This window comes from Methylomarinum vadi (assembly GCF_000733935.1).
Classification (GTDB): Bacteria; Pseudomonadota; Gammaproteobacteria; order Methylococcales; family Methylomonadaceae; genus Methylomarinum; species Methylomarinum vadi.
Window position 1 is genome coordinate 3,296,576 of sequence record NZ_JPON01000001.1, and the last position, 25,618, is coordinate 3,322,193.

The window sequence follows — 25,618 nt, forward strand, 5'->3', positions numbered from 1 at the left end:
ATGAATAATCAAGAACCGTATATTTTGGTTGTCGATGATGAAGAGGATATTCGTCAGTTGGTGTCGGAGATTCTGGAAGACGAAGGCTACCAGGTCGTCATGGCGGAAAATGCCGCAGCTGCGCGAAAACTGAAAAATGAATACCAGCCCTGCCTGATTTTGTTGGATATTTGGATGCCGGATGTCGACGGCATTACCTTGTTGAAAGAGTGGGTGGCCGATGATGCGATCTTATGTCCGGTGATCATGATGTCGGGGCATGCGTCGGTTGAATCGGCGGTGGAAGCGACCCGGCTGGGCGCCTACGATTTTTTGGAAAAGCCTCTGTCGATGGCGAAATTGCTGCTGACGGTCGAGCGCGCCTTGGAGGCCAGTCATCTACAAAAGGAGAACGCGGGGCTGAAACAACAGTTAATGATAGGCATCGAGCCGGTCGGCAAGAGCGCCGTGGTGGAAAGAACGAAGGACCAGATCAAGCGCCTGGCGTTGCATGACGCCAGGGTTTTGTTTGTTGGCGAGGCTGGTGTCGGCAAGGAAATGTATGCCCGTTATTTGCATAACAATAGCGCGCGTCGGGATGGCCCATTCGTCGATGTTTCGGTCGGCAGTATTTCGCCGGAAAATGCTGCGGTCGAATTTTTCGGCCGAGAGGACAGGGACGGCAAGATTTACCGCGGGCTGTTGGAACAGGCGCACGGTGGTACGCTGTTTTTAGGCGAAATAGCCGGGATGGACCAGGAGACCCAAGCCCGTTTGCTCAGTGCTTTGGAATCGAGCGCCTTCTTGCGCGTGGGCGGCAGTGAATCGGTGCGGGTGGATGTTAGGGTGTTGTCTTCGACCCGGATGAATTTGGAAGAAGAGGTCAGTAGCGGCCGTTTTCGCCAGGACTTGTATTATTTGCTCAATGTCGTCACGCTGGAAATTCAACCCTTACGGGAGCATAGCGAAGATGTGCCCAGCCTGTTGAATTTTTATGTCGACCATTTCGTTACCCAAGAAAAATTGCCGTTTAGAAAATTTACCATGGCGGCGCAGAATTATTTGCGTAACTACAGCTGGCCCGGTAATGTCCGGGAATTGAAAAACCTGGTACAGCGCCTGATGATTTTGGGCGCCGGCGATGATATCGAGCTGGAGGAAGTGAAGGATGCCCTAGGCTCGTTTGCCGAGGAACCCGTCATTACCGGCTCGGTGCCGGAATTCTTTAATTTACCGTTAAAGGAGGCTCGAGAACATTTCGAGAAATCCTACCTGGAGTATCATTTCGATAAAAACGGCGGTAGTGTTGCGAAGCTGGCGGCGGCGATAGGCATGGAACGGACTCATCTATATCGTAAACTGCATGCTCTGAAAATTAAACTCTAATTGGGCTTGAAGGTTGAAGTTTTTTCTAGTAGAATTTTCGCTCTTTTAGATAGCCTTAACAGATTACGAAGCAACGATGAAAACATTTAGTGCAAAGCCCGCAGAAGTTAAGCGCGATTGGTACGTAATTGATGCAGAAGGAAAGACATTAGGTCGCCTTGCTACTGAAATTGCACGACGTCTTCGCGGTAAACACAAACCAGAATATACGCCTCATGTCGATACGGGCGATTATATTATTGTCGTTAACGCCGAGAAAGTTGCCGTGACCGGTAATAAAGAAAACGACAAAATGTACCATCGCCACACCGGTTATATCGGTAACATGAAATCGACTAACCTGGGCAAATTAAGAAAAACTTTCCCTGACCGCATCATTACGACAGCAGTGAAAGGTATGTTGCCGAACAATCCCTTAGGACGGGCAATGTTCAAGAAGCTGAAAGTTTATGCCGGTCCCGAGCACAATCATCAGGCTCAGCAACCTAAAGCATTAGAAATTTAAGCAAGGTAGATTATGGCAGCACAATATTATGGAACGGGTCGTCGTAAAAGTGCCGTAGCACGAGTATACGCAACCGCCGGTTCAGGAAAATTCATTATCAATAGCAAACCCGTCGAGCAATATTTCGGTCGCAAGACCGACCAAATGGTGGCGAGACAGCCGCTGGAATTGCTGGAAAAGGATGGCGACTTCGATATCAAAGTTATCGTTAAAGGCAGCGGCCCGTCCGGTCAGGCGGGTGCGATTCGCCATGGTTTGGCGCGAGCATTAATTGCATTCGACGAAACGTTAAGATCGCCTTTGCGGAGAGCCGGTTACGTCACGCGTGATGCGCGGGTGGTCGAGCGTAAAAAAGTCGGTTTGCACAAGGCGAGAAAACGTCCTCAATACTCGAAACGTTAATCGTTTTTTCGGCTTCGTCGCCGAAGAATTTGTAAAAAGGCCGCTGTGAAAAACAGCGGCCTTTTTTATTGGCGCATAAGAAGGTTGAGTTTGCTGGCGTTTGAATGGCTTGGCATGTAAGCGTAACTTATTGCCAGGTTAGTTGTTAGTCGTATGCGGGAAAAGGTAAGGCGTTAGGTCTCTCTCGCAGAGGTGGCACTGGATTTATCGGCGCTTTTCAAACCGGATGGTTGTCGCTGTCGGGATAGGGTGAAAAACTTATCGATACCATTGCCTTATTAAACTATGTTATTTAACATAAATTGAGTCTGGTATATGCCGCAGTTATTTTGTTTCCTTATCGGAAATAACATGGTTTCTATTAAGTATCAATTGGTTAGGAAGTGGCATTAATACTGCATTATTCAAGAGGTTTTTGATCTTGAATAATGAGGTGTGAGATATGGCGCAACAATTAGCTACTTCTAACAATGCGGTCAATAAAGGTAACGACACAACGGCTTTATTACTAGGTACCGGCTTGGCTGTCGCATCGATGATTCTGGTGCCTGCCGTAGCGACCCGTTTGGGACTTGGGGCCAGCATTACCGGGGCATTAAGAATCGCGCTAATGAGGGCTTCCAGTCGAGCGACTTATGGCAAGAGCGATGACTCTGGTGCTTCCTCCGCTGGATTCAGTTGCCATTAATAACGAATTCATTAGTTTTACTCAGCATAATTTGTTTTATAATGACCACTTTTGATGAAGTGGCTTAGGCATAGTTATGAGTGATGAGAAGAAAGTTTGTGATTTATGCGGATTGCCGATAGAAACACCCGGTTTCGAGTTAAAAACCACGGAAGGAGGCAAAAAATTCTGTTGCGAGGGATGCAAAGGGATTTATCAGATGCTGCACGAGGGCGATATTATCGAGGAGCCCGAAACCAGTTCGACCGAAAACTGATAGCACTTCACAGTGTCGGTTGAACTCGCTTCTTTAGAATTGATTTTTATCGTTTGTATGTGTATCTTGCGAAAGGCAAGTTACTGCCTTTGTCACGAACTATCACAAAAGGAATAAGAAATATGAAACATTCTCATGGCGATCATGCTATGCACTCTATGAAACCACACGAAATGAATCATGGCGCACACGCTCATCATGGGGCACATTCGATGGGAAAACAGATTGCTGCGGGCTCCGTGGCGTCGGCAACCGTCAGTACCGGAGGTAAACTAATGAGTAAAATTTCCAAACATCCCGTTTTAGTCTTCGGTCTCGGTGTTGTGGCCGGTTACTTTGTTTATAAATATAGAAAGGAAATTATTTCCAGTACCACCAAGGCAGTCGATGCCGGTAGAGACTTCGTGCTCAATCAAAAAGAAAATCTGGAAGATATCGTGGCGGAAAGCAAAGAAGAAAACTGAGGTGCAGGCATGACGTCATGAACCATCATGAACGTTTGGCTATGATCAATTAATATTAGGACGGGCGATTTCCTGCTGCAGGTGTCGCCCGTTTTCCATTTCGAGTCTGGTTTTTTTCTATGTCTATCCAAAAACAGTTTGTCGTTCGTTACCGTGCCGACGGCCACGTTCGTTTTCAGGTGCCGGAACAATTATCCGATGAGGCAGTGGCCCGGTTGATCACGAACAAAATCTCTCAAATCGACGGCGTTTACAGCGTAAAGGTTTTTCGCAGCCAGCAAAAGTTGTCGATACGCTATCAGGAGGCGGTATGTGATTTTACCGGATTGGCCCGGCAACTATTTCAGATTATCACCGAATTGGATCAAGACGGCTGGTTTGAACGCAAGGCGGTTGAGCAAGCCAAGCCAACAGTCAAGGAAAGATTGCAGGGTAAATTCAAGAACCTGAAAGCCACGCGCTGGGCCAGCGAAAAATATGGTGAAGCGAAAGAAACTTTGCATGCGGCCAAGGTGATCACCAAGCTCGGGTTAAAAAAACCCCAGGCGTTGGTAAAGGATCCGGAAAAAGCGATTATCGATTTTCTTAATGATATTCTGGTGCTTTATTTAATCAAACTGCATTGGCATCGCATTACGCAGGAATGGATACCCAGGCCGATCGTTCATCGTTACGAATGGATGGCGGTCTTCTACATGTTCTATTTACTGATTCGTTCCCGCAAGCCGAAAAAATAAGCTCGAATACCTTTCCGTCAAGGCGGGAAGGTATTTCTTCTCAAACGTCGATTATCCAATTTAGTATGGACGCCTACTCATCCAGTTATCAAAACTTTAACCTAGTTCATGAACTGAAAAGACGTATCCGAATAGTTTCTCCGATACTGAAAGACGATCCGGAACGAGGCTATATTTTCGAGATATTACTGAAAAAAAGGCCCGAAATCAAAAAGGTCCGCTCGGTATTCGCGATCGGATCGGTTGTGATCGAGTTCGATTGTTCCAAGTTGCCGAAAAAAAACCTGTTGATATTGCTCGATGCCGTATTGGGCAATATCGCAAAGAGGAAAACCGGTAATGCCAAAAATGGCAATAAAAGACTCGAGGGACCTTTGCAGGAAGTCGATCTGGCTGTTGACGGTATGAGCTGTGCTTCCTGTGCGTTATTGATCGAAATGGTATTGAAACGGGACGAGCGCATTAAATCGGCCAGCGTAAATTTCGCCACCGAAACAGTGACGGTGCAGGGCCAGCTTAGCAAAGAGGACGTAACCCGGCGTATCGAAAGCCTGGGTTATGGCGCCTTGTCCATGGATACCCTGTCGCAGCGTAAAAATCTCATCCTCAAAGAACAGCAAAGAATCGCGATGGCTCGCAAACGCTTTATCTGGTCCGGTTTATTGAGCTTGCCGGTCGTGGCGGTCGCAATGTCGATGAGCAAGTCGCGCTGGGCGCATTGGTTGCAGTTCTTGTTGACCACGCCGGTGGTATTCGGTGCCGGCAAGCAATTTTTCGTCAAGGCGGCCTTGTTGGCCAAGCAACGGGCGGCCAATATGGATACCTTGATCGCATTGGGGGTCGGTTCCGCTTATGGTTATAGCCTGCCAGCCTTGTACCGTCGCCGGGGACACATTTATTTCGAGGCCGCCGCCGCGATCATCACCTTTGTGCTGTTGGGCCGGTATCTGGAAGAGCGGGCTCGGGGCAGGGCCGGTGAGGCGATTCGAAAACTGGTCGACCTGCAACCGCAGACGGCCACGTTGTTGCGCGATGGAAACGAAATCGTCGTCGAGGTCGATGCCGTCCAAGTCGACGATGTGATGTTGGTTCGTCCGGGAGAAAAAATTCCGACCGACGGCGTCGTGACATTCGGTGTCTCTACGGTCGACGAGGCAATGGTGACCGGCGAGAGCATGCCGGTGGTCAAGGAAGTCGGTCATCAGGTCATTGGTGGTTGCGTGAACGGCAATGGCGTGCTGCATGTCAGGGCAACCGCGGTCGGTATGGATACGGTATTGGCCGGCATCGTCCACATGGTCGATCAGGCCCAGGCGACCAAATTGCCGATACAGAAACAGGTGGACAAAATATCGGCGGTCTTCGTGCCGACGGTGATGGCCGTATCGGGGCTGACTTTCGCCGCCTGGACGTTGACCGGCGCGCCGTTCGCTCAGGCCTTCGGCAATGCCATTAGCGTATTGTTGATCGCCTGTCCCTGCGCCTTGGGACTGGCCACGCCGGCGGCGATCATGGTCGGTACGGGCCAGGCGGCGAAGAAGGGTGTTTATATCCGCAACGGCGAGAGTCTCGAGGTCGCGACGAAATTGAATGCGATCGTTTTCGACAAGACCGGCACGATTACCGAAGGCAAGCCGCGCGTCAGCGATCTGCTGAAACTGTCGCGCCTGGGCGAGGATAAAATCATCATGCTGGCGGCCTCGGCGGAAAATAACTCCGAGCACTTCTTGGCCAAGGCCATCGTCGAGTATGCCCGGGAACGTTCCATTACCCTGCAGGAGTGCAGTCATTTCTTGAGCGAAACCGGTCGCGGTATCGAAGCGGAAGTGGACGGCAAGAAATTGTTGTTAGGGAATCTGGCCTGGATGCAGGAACGTCAAGTCGATGTCGCCGGGTTGATGGAGCGGGCCGGCGATTTCGCCGACCAGGGCAAGACCCCGGTATACATGGCGATCGACGGCCGGCAAGCGGCGGTGTTCGGCATTGCTGACAAAGCGAGGGAGGAAGCGGCCACGGCGATTGCCCGGTTGCATAAACTCGGGGTCGAAACTTTGATGGTGACCGGCGATACCGAAAAAACCGCTCATTACATCGCCAAGAAAGTCGGCATCGACCGAGTCATTGCCAACGCCAAGCCCGATGAGAAACTGGCGATCATTCACCAACTGCAGGAGGAAGGTAGCAAAGTGGGGATGATCGGCGATGGCATCAACGACGCTCCGGCATTAGCGGCCGCCGATGTCGGCTTCGCCATCGGCAGCGGTACCGATATTGCCATCGAATCGGCCGATCTGACGTTGGTACAAGGAGATATTTCCAAAGTAACCGACACGATAGAACTCAGCGCCGATACCATCAACATCATCAAACAGAATCTTTTCTGGGCCTTTGGCTACAACACGGTTGCTATCCCGGTCGCGGCATTGGGCCGGTTGAATCCGATGGTGGCTTCGGCGGCGATGGCGCTGAGTTCGGTCTCGGTCATCGCCAATTCTTTACGCTTGAGCAAAAAATAGGACGGTTGATGGATCATTCAATGCATGACATGCACGCGATGCATGATATGGCTGCCGCCAGCGGTTTTGACTATACCTTGGCCCTGGTTGCCGGAATTTTAGGGAGCGGACATTGCCTCGGTATGTGCGGCGCACTGGTGTCGGGTTACTTTATGAAGGCCGGGGGCTCGCGATCCTATTTGCCGTACTTTGCCTATCAACTGACCCGGATTTTCGTCTATACCATGGTCGGCTTTGCCGCAGCGGCACTCGGGTTCGTCTTGGTGTCCAGCGGCATGTTCGGGAAAATCCAGAGTATTTTGCAGATGGGCATCGGTACCGTCGTGATCGTGTTGGCGATGGGGATTTTGGGGTGGATTCCTTTTCAGGGCTCGGTTAAATTGATTCCGATGAATGTGTTGCGTAAAGGTTACGCGACCGCCAGCCAAAAGGGGCCGGTAGTCGGCGCCATGATCGCAGGATTTTTAAATGGTTTGATGCCTTGTCCGCTGACCTTCGCCATGGCGGTCAAGGCCACCACGGCCGCCACGGTCGTCGAGGGAGGTGCCTTGATGCTGGCATTCGGGGCCGGGACTTTGCCCACCATGTTGTTGGTCAGCGTCGCCTTTGGTAAGCTCGGTGCCAAGGTGCGTGGCCTGATGCTGAAGTCGGCGGCCTTCGTCATGATTTTCATGGGGCTGAACACCTTCTACAGCGGCCTCAGTTTTTATGTCGAGGAAGACTTTAAGCATCGCACTTTCCTACACGTCTTGAAGGAAGAAATCGATGGCGCGATCGTCTTTCTTGGCGAAATGTTGGATTATGTCAACACCATGATGAGTAATATTCAGGGGATGTGATGCAGCAGGCCGATCTTGTTGAGCTGGCTCAGGCGGCACAGCGGTTGGAGTCGACAAATATTGCCACGCGTATCAGTCACTTGGTCGGTATGCCGATAGAAAAGGCGCTGTCCGCCCTGCCTGGCCATTGGTCGACGGTCGTGTCGCGCATCACCCGCACGGCCTTGGAAAAGGCGTTGGATGGTGCCTTGTATTCATTGAAACCGGTGCCGCGCAGACCCGCGAATAGAACTCATAAAGTACTGGCCGGCGTCAGCGGCGCCTTGGGCGGTTCATTCGGCATTACGGCCTTGGCCGTGGAATTGCCCGTTTCCGCAACCCTGATGCTGCGTTCGATCGCCGACATTGCGCGCGCTCATGGCGAGGATTTGGCCGACCTGGACACCAAGATGGCCTGTCTGACGGTTTTCGCCTTGAATGGCGGCCAGGCCAATAGACAAGAGAGCGCGGATACCAGCTATTATGCGGTGCGTTCATTTCTCAGCAAGGCGATTGGCGATACAGCCAATCATATCGCCGTACATGGTTTTTCCAAGGAAGGCGCGCCGGCGTTGGTCAAACTGGTCAACGCAGTCGCGACCCGCTTCAGCGTTCCCGTGTCAGAGAAATTGGCGGCCCAGAGCTTGCCGGCCGTTGGCGCGGTCGGGGGTGCGTCGGTCAACTGGCTGTTCATGGAGCATTATCAGCAAATGGCGCATGCCCATTTTACCGTGCGTCGACTCGAAAGAATGTATGGTAAGAAAACAGTACAAAAACTGTATTCCCAAATCGTCAAGGAAAATACCGGCAGGCAGCGTAAAAAATGGACCGTGGAAAAATTGGCGATAGCCCGCTGATTTGCGTTTAGAGTTGCTCGTTGGTCATGTCTTCCTGGTAATCTTTAACGACCCTTACGCTGCGCGAACAGCGCTAACTTTCCAACTTCCTTAAGAAGCAAGCGGTTTTGTTATTGAGCCATTAAGCCGCGATTAAGTTAGACCGTGGAAAATAGCTGGCAAAGAATGACTGGCGACTTCGTCATTTTTTCATCAGTCTATTTTCAATAGGGAGGCCGTTATGTATAAATTAGTCTCAATCGTTATCATGGCTTTGTTGCTTTCAACCACGGCAAACGCTCATGACAGACGCGGGTACCCAGGACGGGGCCATGCTTATGGCCACTATAAACGTCACCACCACGATCATCGTTATAGGCGTTATGACTATCGGCCGGTGGAAAGGATTTATTATCGGGAAGAAGTGAGATATGCGCCACGGCCGCCGGCACGCTATTATCCGGCGCCGCGCTATCGCCGTTACGATAATAGATCGGCCGAAGGATTGGTCGGAGGCGCTTTCGGTAGCATCATCGGCTACGAAATCGGCAGGGGAGACCCACTTGCGGCCGGTGTGGGCGCGGCACTGGGTTCCTTCGTCGGTAATGAAATACGCCGCTAAAGGCCAAGGCAGAGCGTCAGCGCCGTTTCGCGGGGCTGACGCTTGATCGAGGCTATTGCTCGAGTTTTGTCACTCTTTCCTGTAGTTCCTTGAATTTTTTTAGTAAGTCCGGCAATTTGCTCAGCGCGGCCAATTCCTTCCAGGCGACTTTTCTCTCCTTGGCCGGACTGCCCCAAACCTGGGTGCCTGGCTTGATGTCCTGGGACACGCCGGAGCGGGCCATGACGACCGCCTGTTGACCGATCTTGACATGGTCGGCGATGCCGGAGCTGCCGGCCAGAATGGCCCCGTCTTCAATGGTACAGGAGCCGGAGATGCCGGATTGGCCGCAAATGATTACATTGCGGCCGACCTTGTTGTTGTGGCCCAGTTGCACCAGATTATCGATTTTGCTGCCCGAGCCGATCGTGGTCGAGCCTAGCGCGCCGCGGTCGATACAGGTATTGGCGCCGATTTCGACATGGTCGGCGATGACGACATTGCCGACATGCGGCACTTTAATGTGTTGATTGTTGCGGTATTTATAACCGAAGCCGTCGGCGGCGACGATCGCGCCGGCATGGATAATGACGTGGTCGCCGACCACGGTATTGTCGTAAATCACCACATTCGGGTGGATTTTACAGTGTTTGCCGATCTTGACGTTATTGCCGATATGGACGCCGGCATGAATCTCGCAGTCGGCGCCAATGCTGCAATGCTGGCCGATGGTGGCGAAAGGGCCAATATGCAGGTTGTCGCCTAGCGTTACCCGATCGGCGATCACCGCGTGCGGGGAAATTTGCCTGTCGATTTTCGCCACCGGATGCAGAGCGTCGACGGCGTTTAAAAAACTGATTTCGGGATCCTTGCTCAGCAGCATCGCGATGCCGGCGGGCGCTTCCTCGGTGTGGAATTCGCTGGACACGAAACAGGCCGACGCCTTGCAGTCCTTCAGGTATGGTTTGTATTTGCTGTCGCTCAATACCGTGACTTGGCCGGCCTGGGCCGTCATGATGTCGGCGGCGGAGTGTATGGACGCGGATAGGTCGCCGCCTTGCGGAGCGGCATCGCAAAGATGGGCGAGTTCCTGAATGGTCAGAGTCATATTATTTCCAGATTCCAATAATGTTAGTGAAGTCATCGGTCCATGGCTTCATATCAAAATACAAAGGCAGTTTCTGCCAATTACCCAAACGGCTTTGTTGTAGTGGTTGTAATACCGCCTCATTCCTGGCCATGACCACCCAATCGGTCGCTACCACCAGCGGTATGTTCTGCTGCGGTTTGAATTCCTGAATCAAGGCCGCCAGTTTGAGCTGTTTGGCGTGATCGGCCAACACTTTTTTCAGGGCCAAATGGCGATTGGTGATATGAAAGGCCAGTATGCCGTCTGGCTTTAGTTTAGCAAAATACAATTGGATCGCCTCCTGCGTCAACAAATGCGTCGGCACCGAGTCGGAACTGAAGGCGTCGAGGATCAATAAATCGAAGCTGGCATCCTTTTCCTTGGTTAGGGACAGTCGGGCATCGCCGACCACCATCTCCGCTTTGGGCGCGCAGCGCTCGAGATAACTGAAATAGGCCGGATTTTGGGCGATCTCGATGACCAGCGGGTCGATTTCGTAGAAACGCCAGTGTTGCGTCGGTTTGGCGTAACAAGCCAAAGCGCCGGCGCCCAATCCGACCGAACCGATTTGCCAGTGATCGTCTTGATTATCGAAGACCTTAAAAAGCTGGCCCATCGGCCCCGGCCGGCTGTAATAAGTCAGCGGCGTCGTGACGTGTTGCGGCTGCAAGCGTTGGGCGCCGTGTTTGGTCGTGCCATGGAAAAGTTCGTGATATTTTTCAGGACGGTTGTTTTCGTCGCTCAAGATACTTTCCCGCACCGAAAAGACGCCGAAAAACGTCCGTTCCTGAAAAAGGGTATTCGACAACAAACTATGCAGGCCGCCGGTGAACAACAAGATAATACCGGTCAACAGACCCAGGCTGAGCGGTTGGGAGCGGAACGCATAAGTCAGGCCCGCCAGCATGATCAGGATCACGCCGATGCTGTCGAGATAGGCGGACAAATTATCGGACAACGCATATACAAGCAGGCCGACCATCAATAAAACAAATGGAAAGAGGGGTTGCAAGGCCCATTTTTGTTGAAAAAAGCCCGGGCGCAACAACAAAGCGGCGACGATCATCAAGGGATACTCATAGACCGCGTTAAAGATAAACGGCGCGACGAAGGTGTTGAACATGCCGCCGAGCATGCCGCCGAACGACATGATCAGATAAAAGTCGGTCAAATGACGCGTGTGCGGACGCATTTTCGCCAATTCGCCATGGCAAACCATGATGGCCAGAAAAAAGGCCAGCAAATGCAGGCTAAGATCCAGCCAGTAAGGCAATACCGCCGGATTGATGAAGGAATAGGCGATGAAGGGCAGCAGTACGGCCGGTTGCGCATTGACCATGACGGGATGAATCTTGTGCGCCCATTTGGAAAATACCAGGACGAAGGACAGCAAATACAGCGTCAACGGTATGATCCACAACAATGGCACCGAAGCGATATCGGTACTGATGAAATTGGTCAAGCCCAACAACAGGCTGGAGGGGACGAAGGCCAGCACCAGCCAATGCAGTTTGGTGCCAAGTTCCAGTTCCGCCAAGTGAAATTCTTCTTCGACAGATGGCGTAGCGGCTTGGTCTTGTGTTTGGCTGCGCCATAAGATTAAACCGCAGCCTACGATCAGCAAGATCAGAACGACATAGCAGATACTCCAGAATAATCGCTGGTCGGCCAGGCCGATATTGGGCTCGAGAAGAAACGGATAACTCAATAACGCCAAAAGACTGCCGGCATTGCTGGCGGCATACAAATAGTAAGGATCGTGGCTGGTGTGGTGACCGACGTTCGCAAACCATTTTTGTAGCAATGGGGCGGTGGTCGACACGACAAAAAAAGGCAGGCCGATGGCGATGAATAGTGTCCATATCAACCATAACGTCGGGTTGCTTTCGGTCGGCGGTGTCGCACCTTCCGGCAGGGCGATCGGCAGGGCGATGAGACTGACCAGCAAGACCGCGACATGGATTTGAATTTGGCGATGCTTGGCTTGATTGACGGCCAGAAAATGGGCGTACAGGTAACCGAGGAACAGCAGAATTTGATAAAAAACCATGCAAGTGTTCCAGACCGCCGGGGTGCCGCCGAGCAACGGCAGCAGCAACTTGCCGAACATGGGTTGGACGACGAACATCAACGTGGCGCTGATGAACAGCGTTCCGGCAAACAAAAAGATCAGGGAAAAGCTTCGGTCCGATGGTTGGGCAATGGTTTTATTCATTATTGTTATTAAGGCGTTATCAACTTTTGCGTAAGCCGCCTATGATAATGCATTTAGCGGGATTTGTGACCGCGCAATAAAAAAAGGCGGATGACCGCCTTTAGAAGGGGACTTCCTTGTCCGGAGGAGCAAAGCAGGAATGATTGGAATTTATCGATCTCGCGTATCGACGCCGGTGAATTCCCGCGTTTTATTGTCGATACTTTCTATGGCCCGTCGATGCATATCGTCTATACGCGACTTGGCCCCATCGATATTTCGGTCGATGATGGTATCGACCGGGTTTTGTCTATAACCGCTGTCGTCGTAGCGGCGATATTCGCGCCGATCCAGGCCGTCGCGTTCCTGTTCGTATTGTCGACGGTAACGGTCATGATTTTCGTCATAATCTTTGCGGCGTTTTTTATAATCGTCGCGGTATTTTTGTCTCTTTTCCTTATATTTCTCTTCATATTCCTTGTGTTTTTTCAGTTCGTGGCGTTCTTCCGCGCGCTCGCGGCCGCGCGTGCTGTATTCGTTCGATTGCTTATTGCTGTTGCGCCAGCGAGCGTCGCTGCCTTTGTCGTGCGGATTGCCCTTGGCTAATAGCGGTGCGGAAAAACTTAGTGACAATGCGGCCAAAGGAATCAGGAGGAATTTAGTCATCATGTCGATGTTATCGGTTGGTTTAAAAGATTGATCGTTAGCCTACTGCAGTTAACTTAATCACCGCTGAACGAGCTTAGTTGCCTTGTATCAACCATGGCAACTAAGCCGGGACGGTGACGGAAAAATTTATTTCAACGAACCCAGGTAAGAGCTAATTTCCTTGATGTCTTGTTCGGATAGGCTTTTGGCGATCGCTCCCATCGGTCCGCCGACGCGGTCGCCTTTTTGGAAGGCCAACAGTTGCTTAGCCAAATAAGCCGGTTGCTGCCCGGCCAGCCGGGGAAATTGGCCTCGCCCCTGTGCCTCGTTACCGTGGCAGCCCATGCACATGGCCGCCTTGGCCTTGCCTTGTTTCGCCAAATCGGGATCACCGCCGGCGCTTTGAGGAGCTACGCCGGCAAAATAGGCGGCCAGGTTTTCGATATCCTTTTGATTCAGGCCGGACGCCATGCCTTTCATCGTGGCACTCTGGCGCGCACCCGATTTAAAGGCCTTCAATTGGTTTTCGATATACATGCTGGTTTGTCCGGCCAGGCTGGGAAACATAGGGTTTTGGCTGACGCCTTCCGAACCGTGGCAGCCGAAACACATTGCCGCCTTGTTCTTGCCCGCTTCAATATCGGCGGCGCCGGCATGAGGGCTGAACACTGCGAAAGCCAACGAGAAAACGGCGATTTGTCGAACGTTTGTGCTAGTCATACATCCCCCTTATTATTGTTGGATTTATTAATTTCAATGACCGTCATTTAAGACAATAATTCAATAATAGACCATGGATAACAGTAAGCAAATACCGCCCATGCCGGCCATCGGAGTCGGAGCCGTGGTACTGAACCGGCGCGGGCAAATCCTGTTGATCAAACGCGACAAGGCGCCGGCGCATGGCTTGTGGTCGATTCCAGGCGGCAAGCAGGAAGCCGGCGAGACGCTAGTCGAGGCCTGTCGCCGGGAGGTATTGGAGGAAACCGGGCTGAAGGTAAAGATTCACAATATTCTGGCGGTGGTGGAGAGAAGACTGGAGGGGTTTCATTATGTCATCGTGGATTTTTTCGCCGAATGTAGCGATGAAAAAACGTTTCCGGTTGCGCAAAGCGACGCTAGCGAGGCTTGCTGGGTTGCTCCCGTCCACTTGGAGCGTTTTGCCTTGGTCGAGGGCTTAAAAGCGATAATCGACAGTGCTGTCGAACAGTTTCAACGAGGCGTTGAGCACGGCCTGGTGGATAGGGAAGGCCGCGGAACGGACTTTAAAGATTTCCGCCGTGATGCCGATCACATAAACAGCGATTGATAATTAGGGTGCCGTCATGTTCGTTTCCTCATTTCATCCTGGGTTTTCGTTACCCAACGTGGGTTTGCAGAATTTCCATCCCCATCGTCCGCAGGAAGCGGCGGAGCAGCGGCCGGCTAAGGAGATGGAGATTTCGCCGCAAAAAATCGTCGACCTGAAGGTTGTCGACAGGCTGGAACAGCTGCTAAAAAAAGACGGTATTAGCTTAACCGACCTGGAGCCCGAGGATTTTTCTCCGCAGGCCGTTTCCGAACGGATCTTGTCATCGGTGCGCCAAGCCTATGGTCAATTTCGGCAGAACCGGCCCGAAGGCGATGACGGCGAATTCTTTTCCCAGGTCCGTAAAGGTTTGGAACAAGGTTTTGCCGAAGCCCGCGATATCCTGCAAAATTTGGGTGTATTACAGGGGCAGATCGCTGCCGATATCGATGAAACCCATGATTTGACCCGACGAAGCTTAGAACAATTCGAGTCGGGCGGGGCTAACGTGGTTACCGACATGGCGTTTCAGAGTATCTCCCTGCAATCGAGCCGCTCCGCGCAACTGCAAATCGAAACGCAACAAGGCGACCTGATTACGCTTAGTTTCAATCAATCCACTTCTTCGAGTCGCAGCACAGTGCAGGCTTCCCGCACGGGACAGGCGTTAAATGCCTTTCAACAAAGCAAGTCTTTAGAGAGTGAGTTAAACGTCACGATTGAAGGCGATTTAAACGCGGATGAACAAAATGCATTGCGCCAGGTCATGCAAAACATGCACAAAATCAGTAACGCGTTTTTTCATGGTAATGCGCAGGCGGCATTGAAGCATGCCATGAGAGCGGGATTCGATAGCGAACAAATCGCCGGGTTTTCATTGGAGTTGAGCATGCACAAGTCGGTGCAAGCGGTAGCGTCCTATCAACAAACCGCGCAGCCGGAACAAACGATCGATAGCGATTTACTCACCCAGGCAGGCGGTTTTTTGGAGGCAGCCAAAACCCTGCTGGCCGACGCTCAATCCGGCTTGCAGAAATTGCTGGAACCGCGCCAGGCGTTCGACGATTTGTTTAATGAAATCGGAACATTGAGTCGCGAGAATTGGACCGGGCCGGATGCAGTCGACGAAAACCAATTGTTTGCCGATATTATCGCTGCGCTGGGCAAGGGCGTCTTCGGGGATAAAGCCGAGCAAGCGCAAGCGGCCTGATAAGTTATTGCTCTTTATCGCAACTGCCGGCCTGGCAGCCGCAATTTTTGCCGCAGCCGAGGCCTTCTTCCTTGGCCGGGCCGAACTCGGGGTGTTTGGCGGCGAATTTGCGCGCCGCCTGTTGCACCAGGATCCAGCCCAGCATCAGCGAGAAAATGACGCCCATCGCGATCAGAAAATTAAGCATGGTTGCCTCCCGTTACTACTGTGAAAGTCGCAAAGCGACACCTTAATCTCCCTCGCCCTTTGGGAGAGGGTTGGGGAGAGGGAATGATTAGGCCGCCGAGCCGCCCAGACCGGCGAAACCCATGAAGGTCATCGACAAGATCCCGGCCAGCATCATGCTGAGCGCGGCCGCTTGGGTGATGCTGGGCAGGTTGGATAGCTCCAGCTTCTCGCGCAGTCCGGCCATCAATACGATGGCCAGGGCGAAACCGGCGCCGGCGCCGAGACTGAAGGCGACCGATTGCAGGAAATCATAGCCGCGAGCGGTCTGGAAAAGTGCCACGCCGAGGATCGCGCAGTTGGTCGTGATCAGCGGCAGGAAAATGCCCAGGGCCCGGAACAAAGTCGGGCTGAATTTTTTTAGCACCATTTCTACCAATTGCACCGACGAGGCGATGATGGCGATATAGCTGATCAGGCGCAGAAATTCCAGGTTATATTTCGTCAACACCAGGTTGATGCCATAGGAGCAAACCGAACTGACGAACATGACGAACGTGGTCGCCAGTCCCATGTTGAAGGCCGTGTCGCGTTTGGCGGACACGCCGACGAACGGACACAGGCCGAGAAACATCGCCAACACGAAGTTGTTGATCAAGAAGGCGCTGAGAAAGATAAAACTGAGTGATTCGGGATTCATGTGAGTTCTCTTAAATTCTCGAATGGCTTAATGAATTCTAGCGCTGCTGTGGCACCGAACAATGCGAAGCGGCTTCCGCCGCCGTAACCTTGCCGGTGCGGCGCTGTTCCAGATAGCCGATCAGCAGCAGCCAGCAACCCAGTACGATGAAGCCGCCCGGCGGCAGGATCATGATGACCCAAGGTTCGAAATTGGTGCTGAAAACCTGGAAACCGAGGAACTGGCCGGCGCCCAGCAATTCGCGCACGCCGCCGATCATGACCAGCGCCAGGCTGAAGCCCAAACCCATGCCCAGCGCGCTGATCACCGCCTTGCCGAAGGCGTTCTTCGAGGCGTAGGCTTCGGCGCGCCCCAGAATCAGGCAGTTGACGACGATCAATTGGATGAAGGCGCCGAGCTTGTTGTACAAGTCCAGACTGATGGCCTGGATCAGGTAGTCGACCAGCGTGACGAAGGTGGCGATGATGACGATATAGGCGGTGATGCGCACCTGCTTGGGAATAAAATTGCGCAGCGCCGAAACCAGCGCATTGGAACAGACCAACACGAAAACCGTCGCCGCGCCCATGCCCAATGAATTTTCCACTGTGTTGGTAACGGCCAGGGTCGGGCACAGGCCCAGCATCATCACGAAGACCGGGTTTTCCTTCCATAATCCGGCGGTGAACACGTCCAGGGTCAAGGGAGCTTCTTGTTTGTTGGGTTGAGCCATAAATTACCTCATTCGCTTGGGTTGCTGGCGGCCTGCTGTAATTGGATCAGGTTACGGGCGATCACCGGATGCAGGCTTTGCCCGCTTTGGTTGAGCATGCGGCCGACCGCATTCGACGTAATGGTCGAGCCGGAAATCGCATCGATTTCCCACGGATGCTTCTTGTTGCCGTGGCGCACCGTCTTGATCTCATGCAGCAGCGCCGATTGCTCGCCATCGACCTTGGCTACCAGGCAGACAAAATTGGCCAGAAATTCCGCATTGGTCGAAATCTGTGTGCCGAAGCCGGGCGTTTCGGTACTTTTTAACACATCGAAACCGGTAATGCAGCCGCTAAAGGGATCGTAGCCGTACAACAGCTTGACGGTGTCCTGATAACCCTGGGCGGCGGCATGCAGCGCGACGCCGACCAGGTGTCCTTGTTGGTCGTAACCGGCATAAATTAGTTCCCCTTCGGCCTTGTCGTCGCTAGGGATCAATTGGCCGTTCTCGACCCGGAAGGTCAGCCGGCTGACGGCCTTGGGCAAAACCTTGAAGATGGCGCGCTCGGTCGCGATACGCTGGTTTTCAGCGATGATCGGCTTGGTGTATTCATAGACCACGACGACCAGCAGCCCGGACAGCATCGCGACCACGGCCAGCGTGACAATCAACGAGGTGCTGGAAGGCAGCGCCGGCACCTTTTGTTCTTGCTCGCTCATGATTTGTTTTCCTTGTTGCGGGCGCCGTAAATACGCGGCTGCGTGTACAGCTCGATGATCGGTGTCGCGGCATTGCCGAGCAGAATCGCGTACATGACCGATTCGGTCAGGCCGCCGAACAGACGGATGATCACAGTCAACGAGCCGACCAGTAGGCCGAACACGAAAATCCCCAGCGGCGTCACTGGCGAGGCGACCATGTCGCTGGCCATGAACACCGCGCCGAACATCAGGCCGCCGGCCAGGATCATGAATTCGGCGGTTGGATACTGGTCCGGATTTAGCCAGTGAAAGCATTGCGCGGCCAACGCCGTGCCGAAAATGACCGCGGCGGGGATGCGCCAGTCCAGCATCTTTCTGACGGCCAGATAGGCGCCGCACAGCAAAATCAGCAGCGCCGAGGTCTCGCCGACCGACCCGGCCGTCAGTCCCATCAGCAGGTCGTAATTATCGGTCTGGATGCTTTGGAATTTCATCAACGACAACGGCGTCGCACCGGTAAAACCGTCGGGGGCGACTTGCAGGCTCCAGTCTGCGGTCGGTTCCGGTTTCATGAACGGCAGGGCCAGGGTCGACGGGATGAATTCGAAGAAGCGTCCCGTGGCGTGGGCCGGGGTCCAGGTCGTGATCGATACCGGAAAGGCCGCCTGGACGAAGGCCCGGCCCACCAGCGCCGGATTGAAGACGTTGAAGCCCAGGCCGCCGAACAGGGTCTTGCCCATCGCGATGGCAACGAAACCGCCGACGGCGCCCATCCATAGAGGGAACCCCGGCGGCAGGCTCATCGCCAGTAGCAGGCCGGTGATCACCGCGCTGGCGTCGGTGATCGTGGTTTTCTTGCCAGCCAGCTTGCAGAACAGGTGTTCGGTCAAGACGCAGGACAGCGTGGTCGCGGTCAACAGGGCCAATGCGCTGATGCCGAAATGATAGAAGGAAAAGGCGACGATTGGCAGCAAGGCATAGACGACATTGCGCATGATCTGCGGCACGGTCGGGGCCTTGCGGATATAGGGCGAGGTGCGGATATCGATTTTCGGATTGATTTTAGCCATTTTGTAAATGCCTTTCGCGATTCATGACTTTGGCGATTCTGAAATACTGCACCAGCGGGATGTTGGAGGGGCAGACGTAGCTGCAGCAGCCGCATTCGAAACAATCGTTCAAATGATATTTTTCCTCCATCTCGGCATAGCGCCTTTTTACGGCCAGTTGCCCCAGTTCCGACGGGTTCAGGTTGATCGGGCAGGCCTGCAGGCACATCGAACATTTGATGCAAGGCTGAATATCGTCGCGCTTGGTGGCGCGTTTGTCCAATACCAGTACCGCGCCGGTACCCTTGGTAACGGGAGTGTCCAGAGAAGATGCCGGCAAGCCCATCATCGGCCCGCCCAGTATCAGTTCGGCTTCCTCTCCGGTAAAGCCGGCGTAATCGAGGATATAACGCAGCGGCGTGCCGATCGGGACGATGTAGTTGCCCGGCTTTTTCAGATCGTCGCCGGTGACGGTGACGATGCGTTCGATCAGGCCCTGGTGCTTGGGCAATAGTTCGCCCAATTCCGCCATCGTCGCGACATTGAACACGGCCAGGCCAATTTCCGAAGGCAGGCCGCGCGACGGGATTTCTACATCCAGCAGCGATTTGACCAGCATTTTTTCCGCACCCTGCGGATATTTGGTTTCCACCGCCTCGATGCGTATGCTGCCGTCTTCCGGCAAGTGCGGTTTGATCGCTTCCAGTACGTCGAGTTTGTTGTCTTCGATGCCGATGATCGCCTTTGGCGCCGCCACCGCCTTCATCGCGATGCGGATGCCGGTGATCATATACTCAATTTTTTCCAGCATCACGCGGTGATCGGTGGTCAGGAAGGGTTCGCATTCGCAGCCGTTGATGACGACGGTATGGATTGCGCGGTCCTTCGGAATCATCATCTTGGCGTAGCTGGGAAAGCCGGCGCCGCCCAATCCGACCAGGCCGGTTTCCTTGACCGCGGCGACGAGCTGCTTGCGCTCCATGCGGGTATAGTCCTGCGGCGTGCCATGTACTGGAATCTGCGCCGAGCTGGGGGCGGTGGCGATGATGATGGATTTGGTTTTCGGTCCCTTGGCGCTGGGCATCAGGTCGATGTCCTTGACGACGCCGCTGACGGTGGCGTGGATCGGCACGGACAAGCCGCTTTCCGCCGCCTCGGCCACCAATTCACCGCGCTCGACGTATTGTCCTTTGCGCACGACCGGGATCGCCGGCGCGCCGATATGTTGCGACAGCGGCAACACGACTTCCGGCGGGAACGGCAAACGTATCGTTTTTTTGAGGCTGGTTTCCTCTTTGTATTCGGGCGGATGGATGCCGTGTGAAAAGGTTTTTCTGCCAAACAGTTGTAATAAGCCCATGTATATTTCTGACTATGTCCGGTTTCGCAAGGTCGTTACACTCTAATTTTCGATAAGTGGTCTAACTCGCGCGAAACCGAAATTACCCTCAATTCCGAAAGTTTTTATTGCTTTCTTAAACCACAAAGAGCATCCACGCTTTCGCCCGGATACTCTTTGCATGCGAATTGGCGGAGGAGATATTTCGCTTATTGAAATTTTTCCGCCCGCTTGATGAGCTTGTCCAGGTTAGGCTCATCCGGATTCCACGGCGTGCCCGGATGAATGATCACCGCGGTGCATTTTTCCGCCGCCCGCACGATGTCTTCGTAAGTCCCCGCGGTCGGGTCGACCACGATGGCCTTTTTATCGGCATTGTACTGGAAGATTTTCGGGTTGATGTCGACGCACTCATCGCAGGTGGTGCAGTCCGGCGTATCGATCCAGACCGGCTCGTAACCGCCGGCCGCCTTGGCCGGAGCGGCCGGTTCCGGCGCCGCCGCGCTCGCCGCCGGGGCGGCAGGGGCTGGCGCGGCCGGTTTTGCCGCGACCGTCGCCGGCGCGCTGGTGATCGCTTTCAGCAGGTCCTCGCTGGAACCGCCGGTGGCCAAATTCATTAGGCCGGCGACCAGACTTTGCGCCGCCTCGGCCTTGGCATTATCGGCGATCGCCTGCGGATCGATTTTTTCGTCCTCGCCGACCAGGCCTTTCAGCATGCGCCAGTATTCGCGGCGCTCGATCGTGGACTCGACGATTTCGTTGGCGACCAACACCCGAATCAGGTTGTTATTGTTCGGATTTAGTGCCCAGATATACGGATATTTGTCGTCGCGATCGTCTTCATCGAGGTCGATGAATTCATGCAGCGGCACCATGTCGTCGTTCCACTTTTCCTGCGGCACGATATTGAAATGCTTGCGGAAACGGCCTTCGGTCAACGCCCAGTCGGCGAAGGTCAACGGCAATTCCATGCTTTCTTCGTTGCCGTACTCGTCGACGTAATTCAGCATATAAGTGGTCCAGTCTTTGTCTAAATCCGGATTGGATTTCAACGACAGACATTTCTTCCAGGCCGTGCCCCTGTTCGGGTCGAAGCTCGTCAGCGGATAAGCGCGCGATTCGACCGCCAGCTTGCTTTGCCGGGTCGACATGTCGTCGCCGACGCCGTGTTCCGGCTGACAGACCGAATAAATGTTCCAGATCGCGGGGCCTTGGTAGTTGAGGCCGTCGATATAGCCTTCCAGCAAATGGTTCAGATGCGACTGGGCGCTTTGCAGCACATAGCTGGTGCGGTGGGCCATCGAGATCAGCGCCATTTCCTTGCGTTTTTCCTGTTTGCCCTTCTTGTTTTCGCCGTAGGGCGCCATGTCGGCCACCTGGCCGATAAAACCGGAAGTACAGGCCTGGCCGCCGGTGTTGGAATAGACCTGGGTGTCGAGCACCAGGACCTTGATCGGCGTGCCGGACATCAACGCGCGCGACAGGTTTTGGAAGCCGATGTCGTACATCGCACCGTCGCCGCCGATACAGACCACCGGCGGACACAGTTTGTATTCTTCCTCGCTGAACTGACGCCAGTCGAAATAACGGAAGAATATGTCGTGTTCGTCCTTGTCGTATTTGCCGGTGATTTCCAGTTCGGCCATCCGTATCGCCTTGAAGCCCTCGGCCATCTTGACCATATGGCCCTCGAACAGTCCCATCGCCACCGACGGCGAATCCTGGAACAAGTGATTGGTCCACGGGAACGGATAGGGGTTATACGGAAAGGTGGAGCCCCATACGCTGGTGCAGCCGGTGCTGTTGCTGATGCCCATTGCCGCGCGGCCTTCTCCGGTGATGCCCTCGACATACTGCCATTTCAAGTGCTTCAGCTTGGCGACCAGCTGCGTGGCCCATTTAAGCCATTGCTTGTCGATCGGTTGGGTCGGTTTGCCGTCGTCGAGTACGATGCTGAGTTTGGACAGCGTCAAATCGACGCTCTGGTTCTGCTCGATGGCGCTCTCGATCGCCTCGACATCGCCGATATCCAGGTTTTCCGCCAGTTTCAGGCGGATGTGTTTTTCCATGTCGTCGATCAATTGCTGGATGCGGGCGACATGCTTTTGGACCCGCGGCTGCATGACCGCCGTGACCGTCGACGTGAACAAGTGGATCACCGATTTTTCCCCGCAACCGGTACAGGCGCCGTCGCCGCACGGCAGCGAATGATAGTTGCTCTTGTCCTGCATCAGCGTATGCAACGCGCCGATTTTTTCGTCGATGTCGTCGATGCGGTCGAATTTCGGGTTCGAGGTCGGCAGGTCCAGCCAGTAGTCCCAGTCCTCGCGCAATTGTGCGATGCTTTCCGGGGTCTGGGTGACCGCTTCCAGCGCGCCGTCCTCGCATTCCTTGACGCATTCCAGGCAGCCCTTGCAGGCGTAGGGGTCGATCGTGATCGAATAAAGCCCGCCGCTGTTGGGCTGGCGCTTGTTCATCGCATCGTGGTAAGGCTTGACCAGGGCGAACTTGAAGTCGCCCATGGCGTCCTTGAACCAATCGAATTCCTGGCTGACTTCGGCGCGTTCGGCTTCCGGATATTCCTTGATCGTCTCGCCGATGGCCTTGGCCAGAATCGGGGTCAGGTTGGTGCCTTCCGATTTGTCCGCGGTCAGGGCATGGTATTTGCGCTCGACGTTGCGTATCGCGCGGCGCAGGTGTTTGACGCCATGGCCTTGTTTTTCGATGCGCTTGATGTTGGTTTCGAACACTTCGCCGACCGTGTTGATCAGGCCGGGGATCGCGGTATCCGGGCATAGCGAGAAACAATCGCCACAGGCGGTGCAGTTTTCCGGAATCCAACGGGGATGTTCCTGGCGGATGCTGGTCATGTCGCGGTAAATGCCGGTCGCGGCCGGAATCGCCGAGGTCGCCATGAACGGGTCGGCCAGGTTTTTTGAGCCTTGGCCGCTGGCGTAAGAGAAGCCGGTTTGGTCCCAGAAGCGGTGTACGTCGGACATCGCGTCGTCGTTGGCGGGGCGGCGGCGCAGCATGATCGGGGTCGAGACCGATTTCATCTCCGCCATGCTGTGAACGTCGCCGACCGTCATCGCCGCGACATTCAATTCATGGGTTTCGTCGAAACCGCGTTTGACGATACGGAAATTGTCCTCGACCACTTGCTCGCCCTTATGGCCGAATTTGGCTTTCAGCGTTTGATGGACCGATTCCAGAATTTCGTCATGCGTCTTGCCGGCGTTCTCGGCGATCGGCGAGGCCTGGAAGAAGGCGCCCTGGAAGGCGATGCCCTGCATCCTGAATTGCAAGTCGGCTTCGGTCGCCTCCTCGCGGGCGATCTTGAAGGCGTCGATATAAAACACTTTGATCTTCTTGTCGACGATGTATTGCTGCGCGACACGCGGGAACGAGCGCCAGACCTCTTCGTCGCTGTCGAGCGCGCTTTGAATGATCAGCGTGCCCTCGGCGTCGAGGCCGAACAGCGGGTTGGCGTGGGTGAAGACGTTGGGGTCCGGCGACAACACGACGTTGACGTGATGGTATTCGCAGTTCAGATGAATCGGTTCCGGCGAGACCGATAGATAATAGGTGGTCGGTTGTCCCTTCTTTTCGGAACCGTATTTCGGATTGGCTTTGATGTCGTAGCCGAGCAAGTCGAACAAGGTCATCGCCAGGTTCTTGCCGGTGGTGATGGCGCCCCAGCCGCCGACCGAGTGCATGCGGATGGTCAAGCTGTTTTGCGGCAGCAGGTTCGGATTTTCGGCGCGTTTCAACGCCAGGTTGCGGATGCCTGGATAGGCCTCTTCGACCTGTTGCATCTGAATTTCCTGTTTCGGCGAGTAGGCCGTGTCCCGGGTAAATTCGATACCCAGGTAGAAGAATTTCTTCTTGCCGCCGTCCGGCAGCATGTTTTCGACCGCGGCGATCAGGTCGCCCGGCTGCAGGTCGCGGCTGCCCAGGCCGAACGAACCTGAATACAGTTCGGGCGCATCCTCGGCTTTTTTGTAGCTTTCGTATTTCGGGAAGGGTTTCTCTCCCTTGCCGCGGCCGTTTTCCAGACATTTGCCGATCGTCGCGCGGATTTCGCGCATCAGCGGCAGGTCTTCGGCTAGCGGTTGATCGGTGCGCTCCAATACCAAGACGCCTTTGCGGCCCTTGACGATCTTACCAATCAGGTCGCCGGGGAAGGGGCGGAACATGGTCATGTCGGCGACGCTGATCTTGAGGCCGCGTGTTTCCTGCAGGTAGTGGGCCACCGCGGCGGCGGCAACCGTGACGCTGCCCTGGCCGACGATCAGATAATCGCCGTTGTCGTGGCCGCTCAGGCCGACGCGGCAGTAACGGCGGCCGGTCAATTGATACCATTCGTCCATGCATTGATCGGCGAAATCGGCGACATGGTCGAAGAAATAGGGCCGCTGCGCCGCGGTGGACTGCATATAGGCGTCCTGGTTGGTGACGGTCCCGGTCATCAGCGGCCGGTCGACGTCCCAATTGATTGGAATGCGTCTCCGCGTCTCGCCGTAGAGGATGCGCTGCGCCGGCGTCGGCGTCGGGATAATGTCGTCCGGCAGGCCCAAGAATTCTTCGATTAGTTCGCGCTCGGGCAGGTTTAACGGCTCGATCAGGTGCGAGGTCAAAAAACCGTCCTGGGCGACGGCGATCGGGTTCAGGCTCAATTCGGCGATCTTGCGGCCGATGATATTCAGATCGGCGACGGCCTGGGCGCTGTTGCCGAAGACCTGAATGAAGCCGGTGTCGTCGATACAGTGGTAATCGTCATGGCCGCAGTGGACGTTCAGCGAGGACTTGGTAATGGCCCGGGTGGCGATATTGAGGACATAAGGCAAGCGCTTGCCGACCGCGGCATAAAGCGATTCGTGCATGTAGGCGATGCCTTGCGAGGCGGAGAAATTGCTGGCGCGCAGACCGCTCAACGACAGGCCGGCGGTCATGCCGGCGGCGGCATGTTCGCCCTCGGGCTGGATGAAAATCAACGGCCGGTTGGAGATGTTCAGATGGCCGTTGTTGACGGCTTCGGCCCAATATTCGCCCATGGCCGATGCCGGCGTGATGGGGAAAGCGCCGGCGGCATCGCTGGATTCGCGCTCGCACATGACCACGGCCGAGTTGCCGTCTAATGCGACGCGTATACCTGGGTATTTGAAGGTTTTGTTCTCTTTCGTCTTGCCAAAAATAGCCATAAGGTTCCCCTCTGAAATCATGCTGCTTCAACTGACCAGGATTGAAGCGCCGTTATCTGTTCAATTCCGCTAATTGCCTGTTTGTTGCCTAAGTTTAGCGCCGAAGCGGAAA

At 54.3% G+C, this 25,618-nt stretch carries 24 protein-coding genes; 13 read left to right on the forward strand and 11 right to left on the reverse strand.

Annotated elements, in window-relative coordinates:
* The 11 genes from EP25_RS0116440 (at position 1) to EP25_RS0116485 (ending at position 9,209) form a co-directional block, all read left to right on the forward strand.
* Positions 1-1,365 (forward strand): sigma-54-dependent transcriptional regulator, encoded by a 1,365-nt coding sequence (locus EP25_RS0116440; RefSeq protein WP_031434906.1) that lies wholly within the window; start codon positions 1-3, stop codon positions 1,363-1,365.
* A 76-nt stretch (positions 1,366-1,441) separates the two neighbouring features.
* Positions 1,442-1,870 (forward strand): 50S ribosomal protein L13, encoded by a 429-nt coding sequence (gene rplM, locus EP25_RS0116445; protein WP_031434907.1) that lies wholly within the window; start codon positions 1,442-1,444, stop codon positions 1,868-1,870.
* 9 nt (positions 1,871-1,879) lie between these two features.
* Complete coding sequence (rpsI, locus tag EP25_RS0116450) at positions 1,880-2,272, forward strand: 30S ribosomal protein S9 (RefSeq protein WP_200875096.1); 393 nt, start codon at positions 1,880-1,882, stop codon at positions 2,270-2,272.
* Positions 2,273-2,714: 442 nt separating this feature from the next.
* On the forward strand, positions 2,715-2,960 hold the full coding sequence (locus EP25_RS23030; protein WP_084191069.1) for a hypothetical protein: 246 nt from the start codon (positions 2,715-2,717) through the stop codon (positions 2,958-2,960).
* 76 nt (positions 2,961-3,036) lie between these two features.
* Positions 3,037-3,216 (forward strand): heavy metal translocating P-type ATPase metal-binding domain-containing protein, encoded by a 180-nt coding sequence (locus EP25_RS0116455; RefSeq protein ID WP_031434909.1) that lies wholly within the window; start codon positions 3,037-3,039, stop codon positions 3,214-3,216.
* A 122-nt stretch (positions 3,217-3,338) separates the two neighbouring features.
* A complete protein-coding gene (locus EP25_RS0116460; RefSeq protein ID WP_235185927.1) occupies positions 3,339-3,680 on the forward strand; it encodes a hypothetical protein in 342 nt (113 codons plus the stop codon).
* 119 nt (positions 3,681-3,799) lie between these two features.
* Positions 3,800-4,417: a hypothetical protein gene (locus tag EP25_RS0116465; protein WP_031434911.1), complete on the forward strand. Its 618-nt coding sequence runs from the start codon at positions 3,800-3,802 to the stop codon at positions 4,415-4,417.
* 65 nt (positions 4,418-4,482) lie between these two features.
* Positions 4,483-6,933, forward strand: coding sequence for a heavy metal translocating P-type ATPase (locus EP25_RS0116470; protein ID WP_031434912.1), 2,451 nt, complete (start codon positions 4,483-4,485; stop codon positions 6,931-6,933).
* A gap of 8 nt (positions 6,934-6,941) precedes the next feature.
* Positions 6,942-7,772 (forward strand): sulfite exporter TauE/SafE family protein, encoded by an 831-nt coding sequence (locus EP25_RS0116475; RefSeq protein WP_031434913.1) that lies wholly within the window; start codon positions 6,942-6,944, stop codon positions 7,770-7,772.
* Positions 7,772-8,608: an EcsC family protein gene (locus EP25_RS0116480; RefSeq protein ID WP_084191070.1), complete on the forward strand. Its 837-nt coding sequence runs from the start codon at positions 7,772-7,774 to the stop codon at positions 8,606-8,608. The genes EP25_RS0116475 and EP25_RS0116480 overlap by 1 nt, the downstream gene beginning before the upstream one ends.
* Before the next feature lie 220 nt (positions 8,609-8,828).
* Entirely contained in the window at positions 8,829-9,209 is a 381-nt protein-coding gene (locus tag EP25_RS0116485; RefSeq protein WP_031434915.1) for a glycine zipper 2TM domain-containing protein, read from the forward strand.
* Between the two features lie 52 nt (positions 9,210-9,261).
* Here the strand turns inward: EP25_RS0116485 and lpxD are convergent, their stop codons facing one another.
* The 4 genes from lpxD to EP25_RS0116505 all read right to left on the reverse strand — a co-directional run bounded on the left by lpxD (position 9,262) and on the right by EP25_RS0116505 (position 13,879).
* A complete protein-coding gene (gene lpxD, locus EP25_RS0116490) occupies positions 9,262-10,296 on the reverse strand; it encodes a UDP-3-O-(3-hydroxymyristoyl)glucosamine N-acyltransferase (protein WP_031434916.1) in 1,035 nt (344 codons plus the stop codon).
* A gap of 1 nt (position 10,297) precedes the next feature.
* Positions 10,298-12,532 carry a spermidine synthase gene (locus tag EP25_RS0116495; protein WP_031434917.1) on the reverse strand — a complete coding sequence of 745 codons (2,235 nt, stop codon included), beginning with the start codon at positions 12,530-12,532 and terminating at the stop codon, positions 10,298-10,300.
* A gap of 150 nt (positions 12,533-12,682) precedes the next feature.
* Positions 12,683-13,177 carry a hypothetical protein gene (locus EP25_RS0116500; protein ID WP_152555668.1) on the reverse strand — a complete coding sequence of 165 codons (495 nt, stop codon included), beginning with the start codon at positions 13,175-13,177 and terminating at the stop codon, positions 12,683-12,685.
* A gap of 129 nt (positions 13,178-13,306) precedes the next feature.
* Positions 13,307-13,879, reverse strand: a complete 573-nt coding sequence (locus tag EP25_RS0116505; RefSeq protein WP_051906782.1) for a c-type cytochrome — start codon at positions 13,877-13,879, stop codon at positions 13,307-13,309.
* 73 nt (positions 13,880-13,952) lie between these two features.
* Here EP25_RS0116505 and EP25_RS22580 point away from each other — a divergent pair, with 73 nt between their 5' ends.
* A complete protein-coding gene (locus EP25_RS22580; RefSeq protein ID WP_152555669.1) occupies positions 13,953-14,468 on the forward strand; it encodes an NUDIX hydrolase in 516 nt (171 codons plus the stop codon).
* 16 nt (positions 14,469-14,484) lie between these two features.
* Positions 14,485-15,657, forward strand: a complete 1,173-nt coding sequence (locus EP25_RS0116515; RefSeq protein ID WP_152555670.1) for a DUF5610 domain-containing protein — start codon at positions 14,485-14,487, stop codon at positions 15,655-15,657.
* 4 nt (positions 15,658-15,661) lie between these two features.
* Here the strand turns inward: EP25_RS0116515 and EP25_RS0116520 are convergent, their stop codons facing one another.
* From EP25_RS0116520 to EP25_RS0116550, 7 genes are all read right to left on the reverse strand, one after another.
* Complete coding sequence (locus EP25_RS0116520) at positions 15,662-15,844, reverse strand: hypothetical protein (protein ID WP_031434922.1); 183 nt, start codon at positions 15,842-15,844, stop codon at positions 15,662-15,664.
* Positions 15,845-15,931: 87 nt separating this feature from the next.
* Complete coding sequence (locus EP25_RS0116525) at positions 15,932-16,522, reverse strand: electron transport complex protein RnfA (protein ID WP_031434923.1); 591 nt, start codon at positions 16,520-16,522, stop codon at positions 15,932-15,934.
* A 37-nt stretch (positions 16,523-16,559) separates the two neighbouring features.
* Entirely contained in the window at positions 16,560-17,234 is a 675-nt protein-coding gene (rsxE, locus tag EP25_RS0116530) for an electron transport complex subunit RsxE (RefSeq protein WP_031434924.1), read from the reverse strand.
* Between the two features lie 8 nt (positions 17,235-17,242).
* The gene (locus EP25_RS0116535) at positions 17,243-17,935 is read right to left on the reverse strand and encodes an FMN-binding protein (RefSeq protein ID WP_031434925.1); all 693 of its coding nucleotides are present in this window, start codon (positions 17,933-17,935) and stop codon (positions 17,243-17,245) included.
* A complete protein-coding gene (locus EP25_RS0116540; RefSeq protein ID WP_031434926.1) occupies positions 17,932-18,987 on the reverse strand; it encodes an RnfABCDGE type electron transport complex subunit D in 1,056 nt (351 codons plus the stop codon). Before EP25_RS0116540 ends, EP25_RS0116535 begins: the two co-directional genes overlap by 4 nt.
* Positions 18,980-20,326 (reverse strand): electron transport complex subunit RsxC, encoded by a 1,347-nt coding sequence (rsxC, locus tag EP25_RS0116545; protein WP_031434927.1) that lies wholly within the window; start codon positions 20,324-20,326, stop codon positions 18,980-18,982. The genes EP25_RS0116540 and rsxC overlap by 8 nt, the downstream gene beginning before the upstream one ends.
* Positions 20,327-20,514: 188 nt before the next feature.
* Positions 20,515-25,506 carry a 2-oxoacid:acceptor oxidoreductase family protein gene (locus tag EP25_RS0116550; protein ID WP_200875048.1) on the reverse strand — a complete coding sequence of 1,664 codons (4,992 nt, stop codon included), beginning with the start codon at positions 25,504-25,506 and terminating at the stop codon, positions 20,515-20,517.
* Between the last annotated feature and the right edge of the window lie 112 nt (positions 25,507-25,618).

What these genes read in the sequence shown, in the direction of transcription:
- EP25_RS0116440 (WP_031434906.1), top strand. Translation starts at nt 1, where the DNA reads ATGAATAATCAAGAACCGTATATTTTGGTTGTCGATGATGAAGAGGAT.
- rplM (WP_031434907.1), top strand. Translation starts at nt 1,442, where the DNA reads ATGAAAACATTTAGTGCAAAGCCCGCAGAAGTTAAGCGCGATTGGTAC.
- EP25_RS23030 (WP_084191069.1), top strand. Translation starts at nt 2,715, where the DNA reads ATGGCGCAACAATTAGCTACTTCTAACAATGCGGTCAATAAAGGTAAC.
- EP25_RS0116455 (WP_031434909.1), top strand. Translation starts at nt 3,037, where the DNA reads ATGAGTGATGAGAAGAAAGTTTGTGATTTATGCGGATTGCCGATAGAA.
- EP25_RS0116460 (WP_235185927.1), top strand. Translation starts at nt 3,339, where the DNA reads ATGAAACATTCTCATGGCGATCATGCTATGCACTCTATGAAACCACAC.
- EP25_RS0116465 (WP_031434911.1), top strand. Translation starts at nt 3,800, where the DNA reads ATGTCTATCCAAAAACAGTTTGTCGTTCGTTACCGTGCCGACGGCCAC.
- EP25_RS0116470 (WP_031434912.1), top strand. Translation starts at nt 4,483, where the DNA reads ATGGACGCCTACTCATCCAGTTATCAAAACTTTAACCTAGTTCATGAA.
- EP25_RS0116475 (WP_031434913.1), top strand. Translation starts at nt 6,942, where the DNA reads ATGGATCATTCAATGCATGACATGCACGCGATGCATGATATGGCTGCC.
- EP25_RS0116480 (WP_084191070.1), top strand. Translation starts at nt 7,772, where the DNA reads ATGCAGCAGGCCGATCTTGTTGAGCTGGCTCAGGCGGCACAGCGGTTG.
- EP25_RS0116485 (WP_031434915.1), top strand. Translation starts at nt 8,829, where the DNA reads ATGTATAAATTAGTCTCAATCGTTATCATGGCTTTGTTGCTTTCAACC.
- lpxD (WP_031434916.1), bottom strand. Translation starts at nt 10,296, where the DNA reads ATGACTCTGACCATTCAGGAACTCGCCCATCTTTGCGATGCCGCTCCG.
- EP25_RS0116495 (WP_031434917.1), bottom strand. Translation starts at nt 12,532, where the DNA reads ATGAATAAAACCATTGCCCAACCATCGGACCGAAGCTTTTCCCTGATC.
- EP25_RS0116500 (WP_152555668.1), bottom strand. Translation starts at nt 13,177, where the DNA reads ATGACTAAATTCCTCCTGATTCCTTTGGCCGCATTGTCACTAAGTTTT.
- EP25_RS0116505 (WP_051906782.1), bottom strand. Translation starts at nt 13,879, where the DNA reads ATGACTAGCACAAACGTTCGACAAATCGCCGTTTTCTCGTTGGCTTTC.
- EP25_RS22580 (WP_152555669.1), top strand. Translation starts at nt 13,953, where the DNA reads ATGGATAACAGTAAGCAAATACCGCCCATGCCGGCCATCGGAGTCGGA.
- EP25_RS0116515 (WP_152555670.1), top strand. Translation starts at nt 14,485, where the DNA reads ATGTTCGTTTCCTCATTTCATCCTGGGTTTTCGTTACCCAACGTGGGT.
- EP25_RS0116520 (WP_031434922.1), bottom strand. Translation starts at nt 15,844, where the DNA reads ATGCTTAATTTTCTGATCGCGATGGGCGTCATTTTCTCGCTGATGCTG.
- EP25_RS0116525 (WP_031434923.1), bottom strand. Translation starts at nt 16,522, where the DNA reads ATGAATCCCGAATCACTCAGTTTTATCTTTCTCAGCGCCTTCTTGATC.
- rsxE (WP_031434924.1), bottom strand. Translation starts at nt 17,234, where the DNA reads ATGGCTCAACCCAACAAACAAGAAGCTCCCTTGACCCTGGACGTGTTC.
- EP25_RS0116535 (WP_031434925.1), bottom strand. Translation starts at nt 17,935, where the DNA reads ATGAGCGAGCAAGAACAAAAGGTGCCGGCGCTGCCTTCCAGCACCTCG.
- EP25_RS0116540 (WP_031434926.1), bottom strand. Translation starts at nt 18,987, where the DNA reads ATGGCTAAAATCAATCCGAAAATCGATATCCGCACCTCGCCCTATATC.
- rsxC (WP_031434927.1), bottom strand. Translation starts at nt 20,326, where the DNA reads ATGGGCTTATTACAACTGTTTGGCAGAAAAACCTTTTCACACGGCATC.
- EP25_RS0116550 (WP_200875048.1), bottom strand. Translation starts at nt 25,506, where the DNA reads ATGGCTATTTTTGGCAAGACGAAAGAGAACAAAACCTTCAAATACCCA.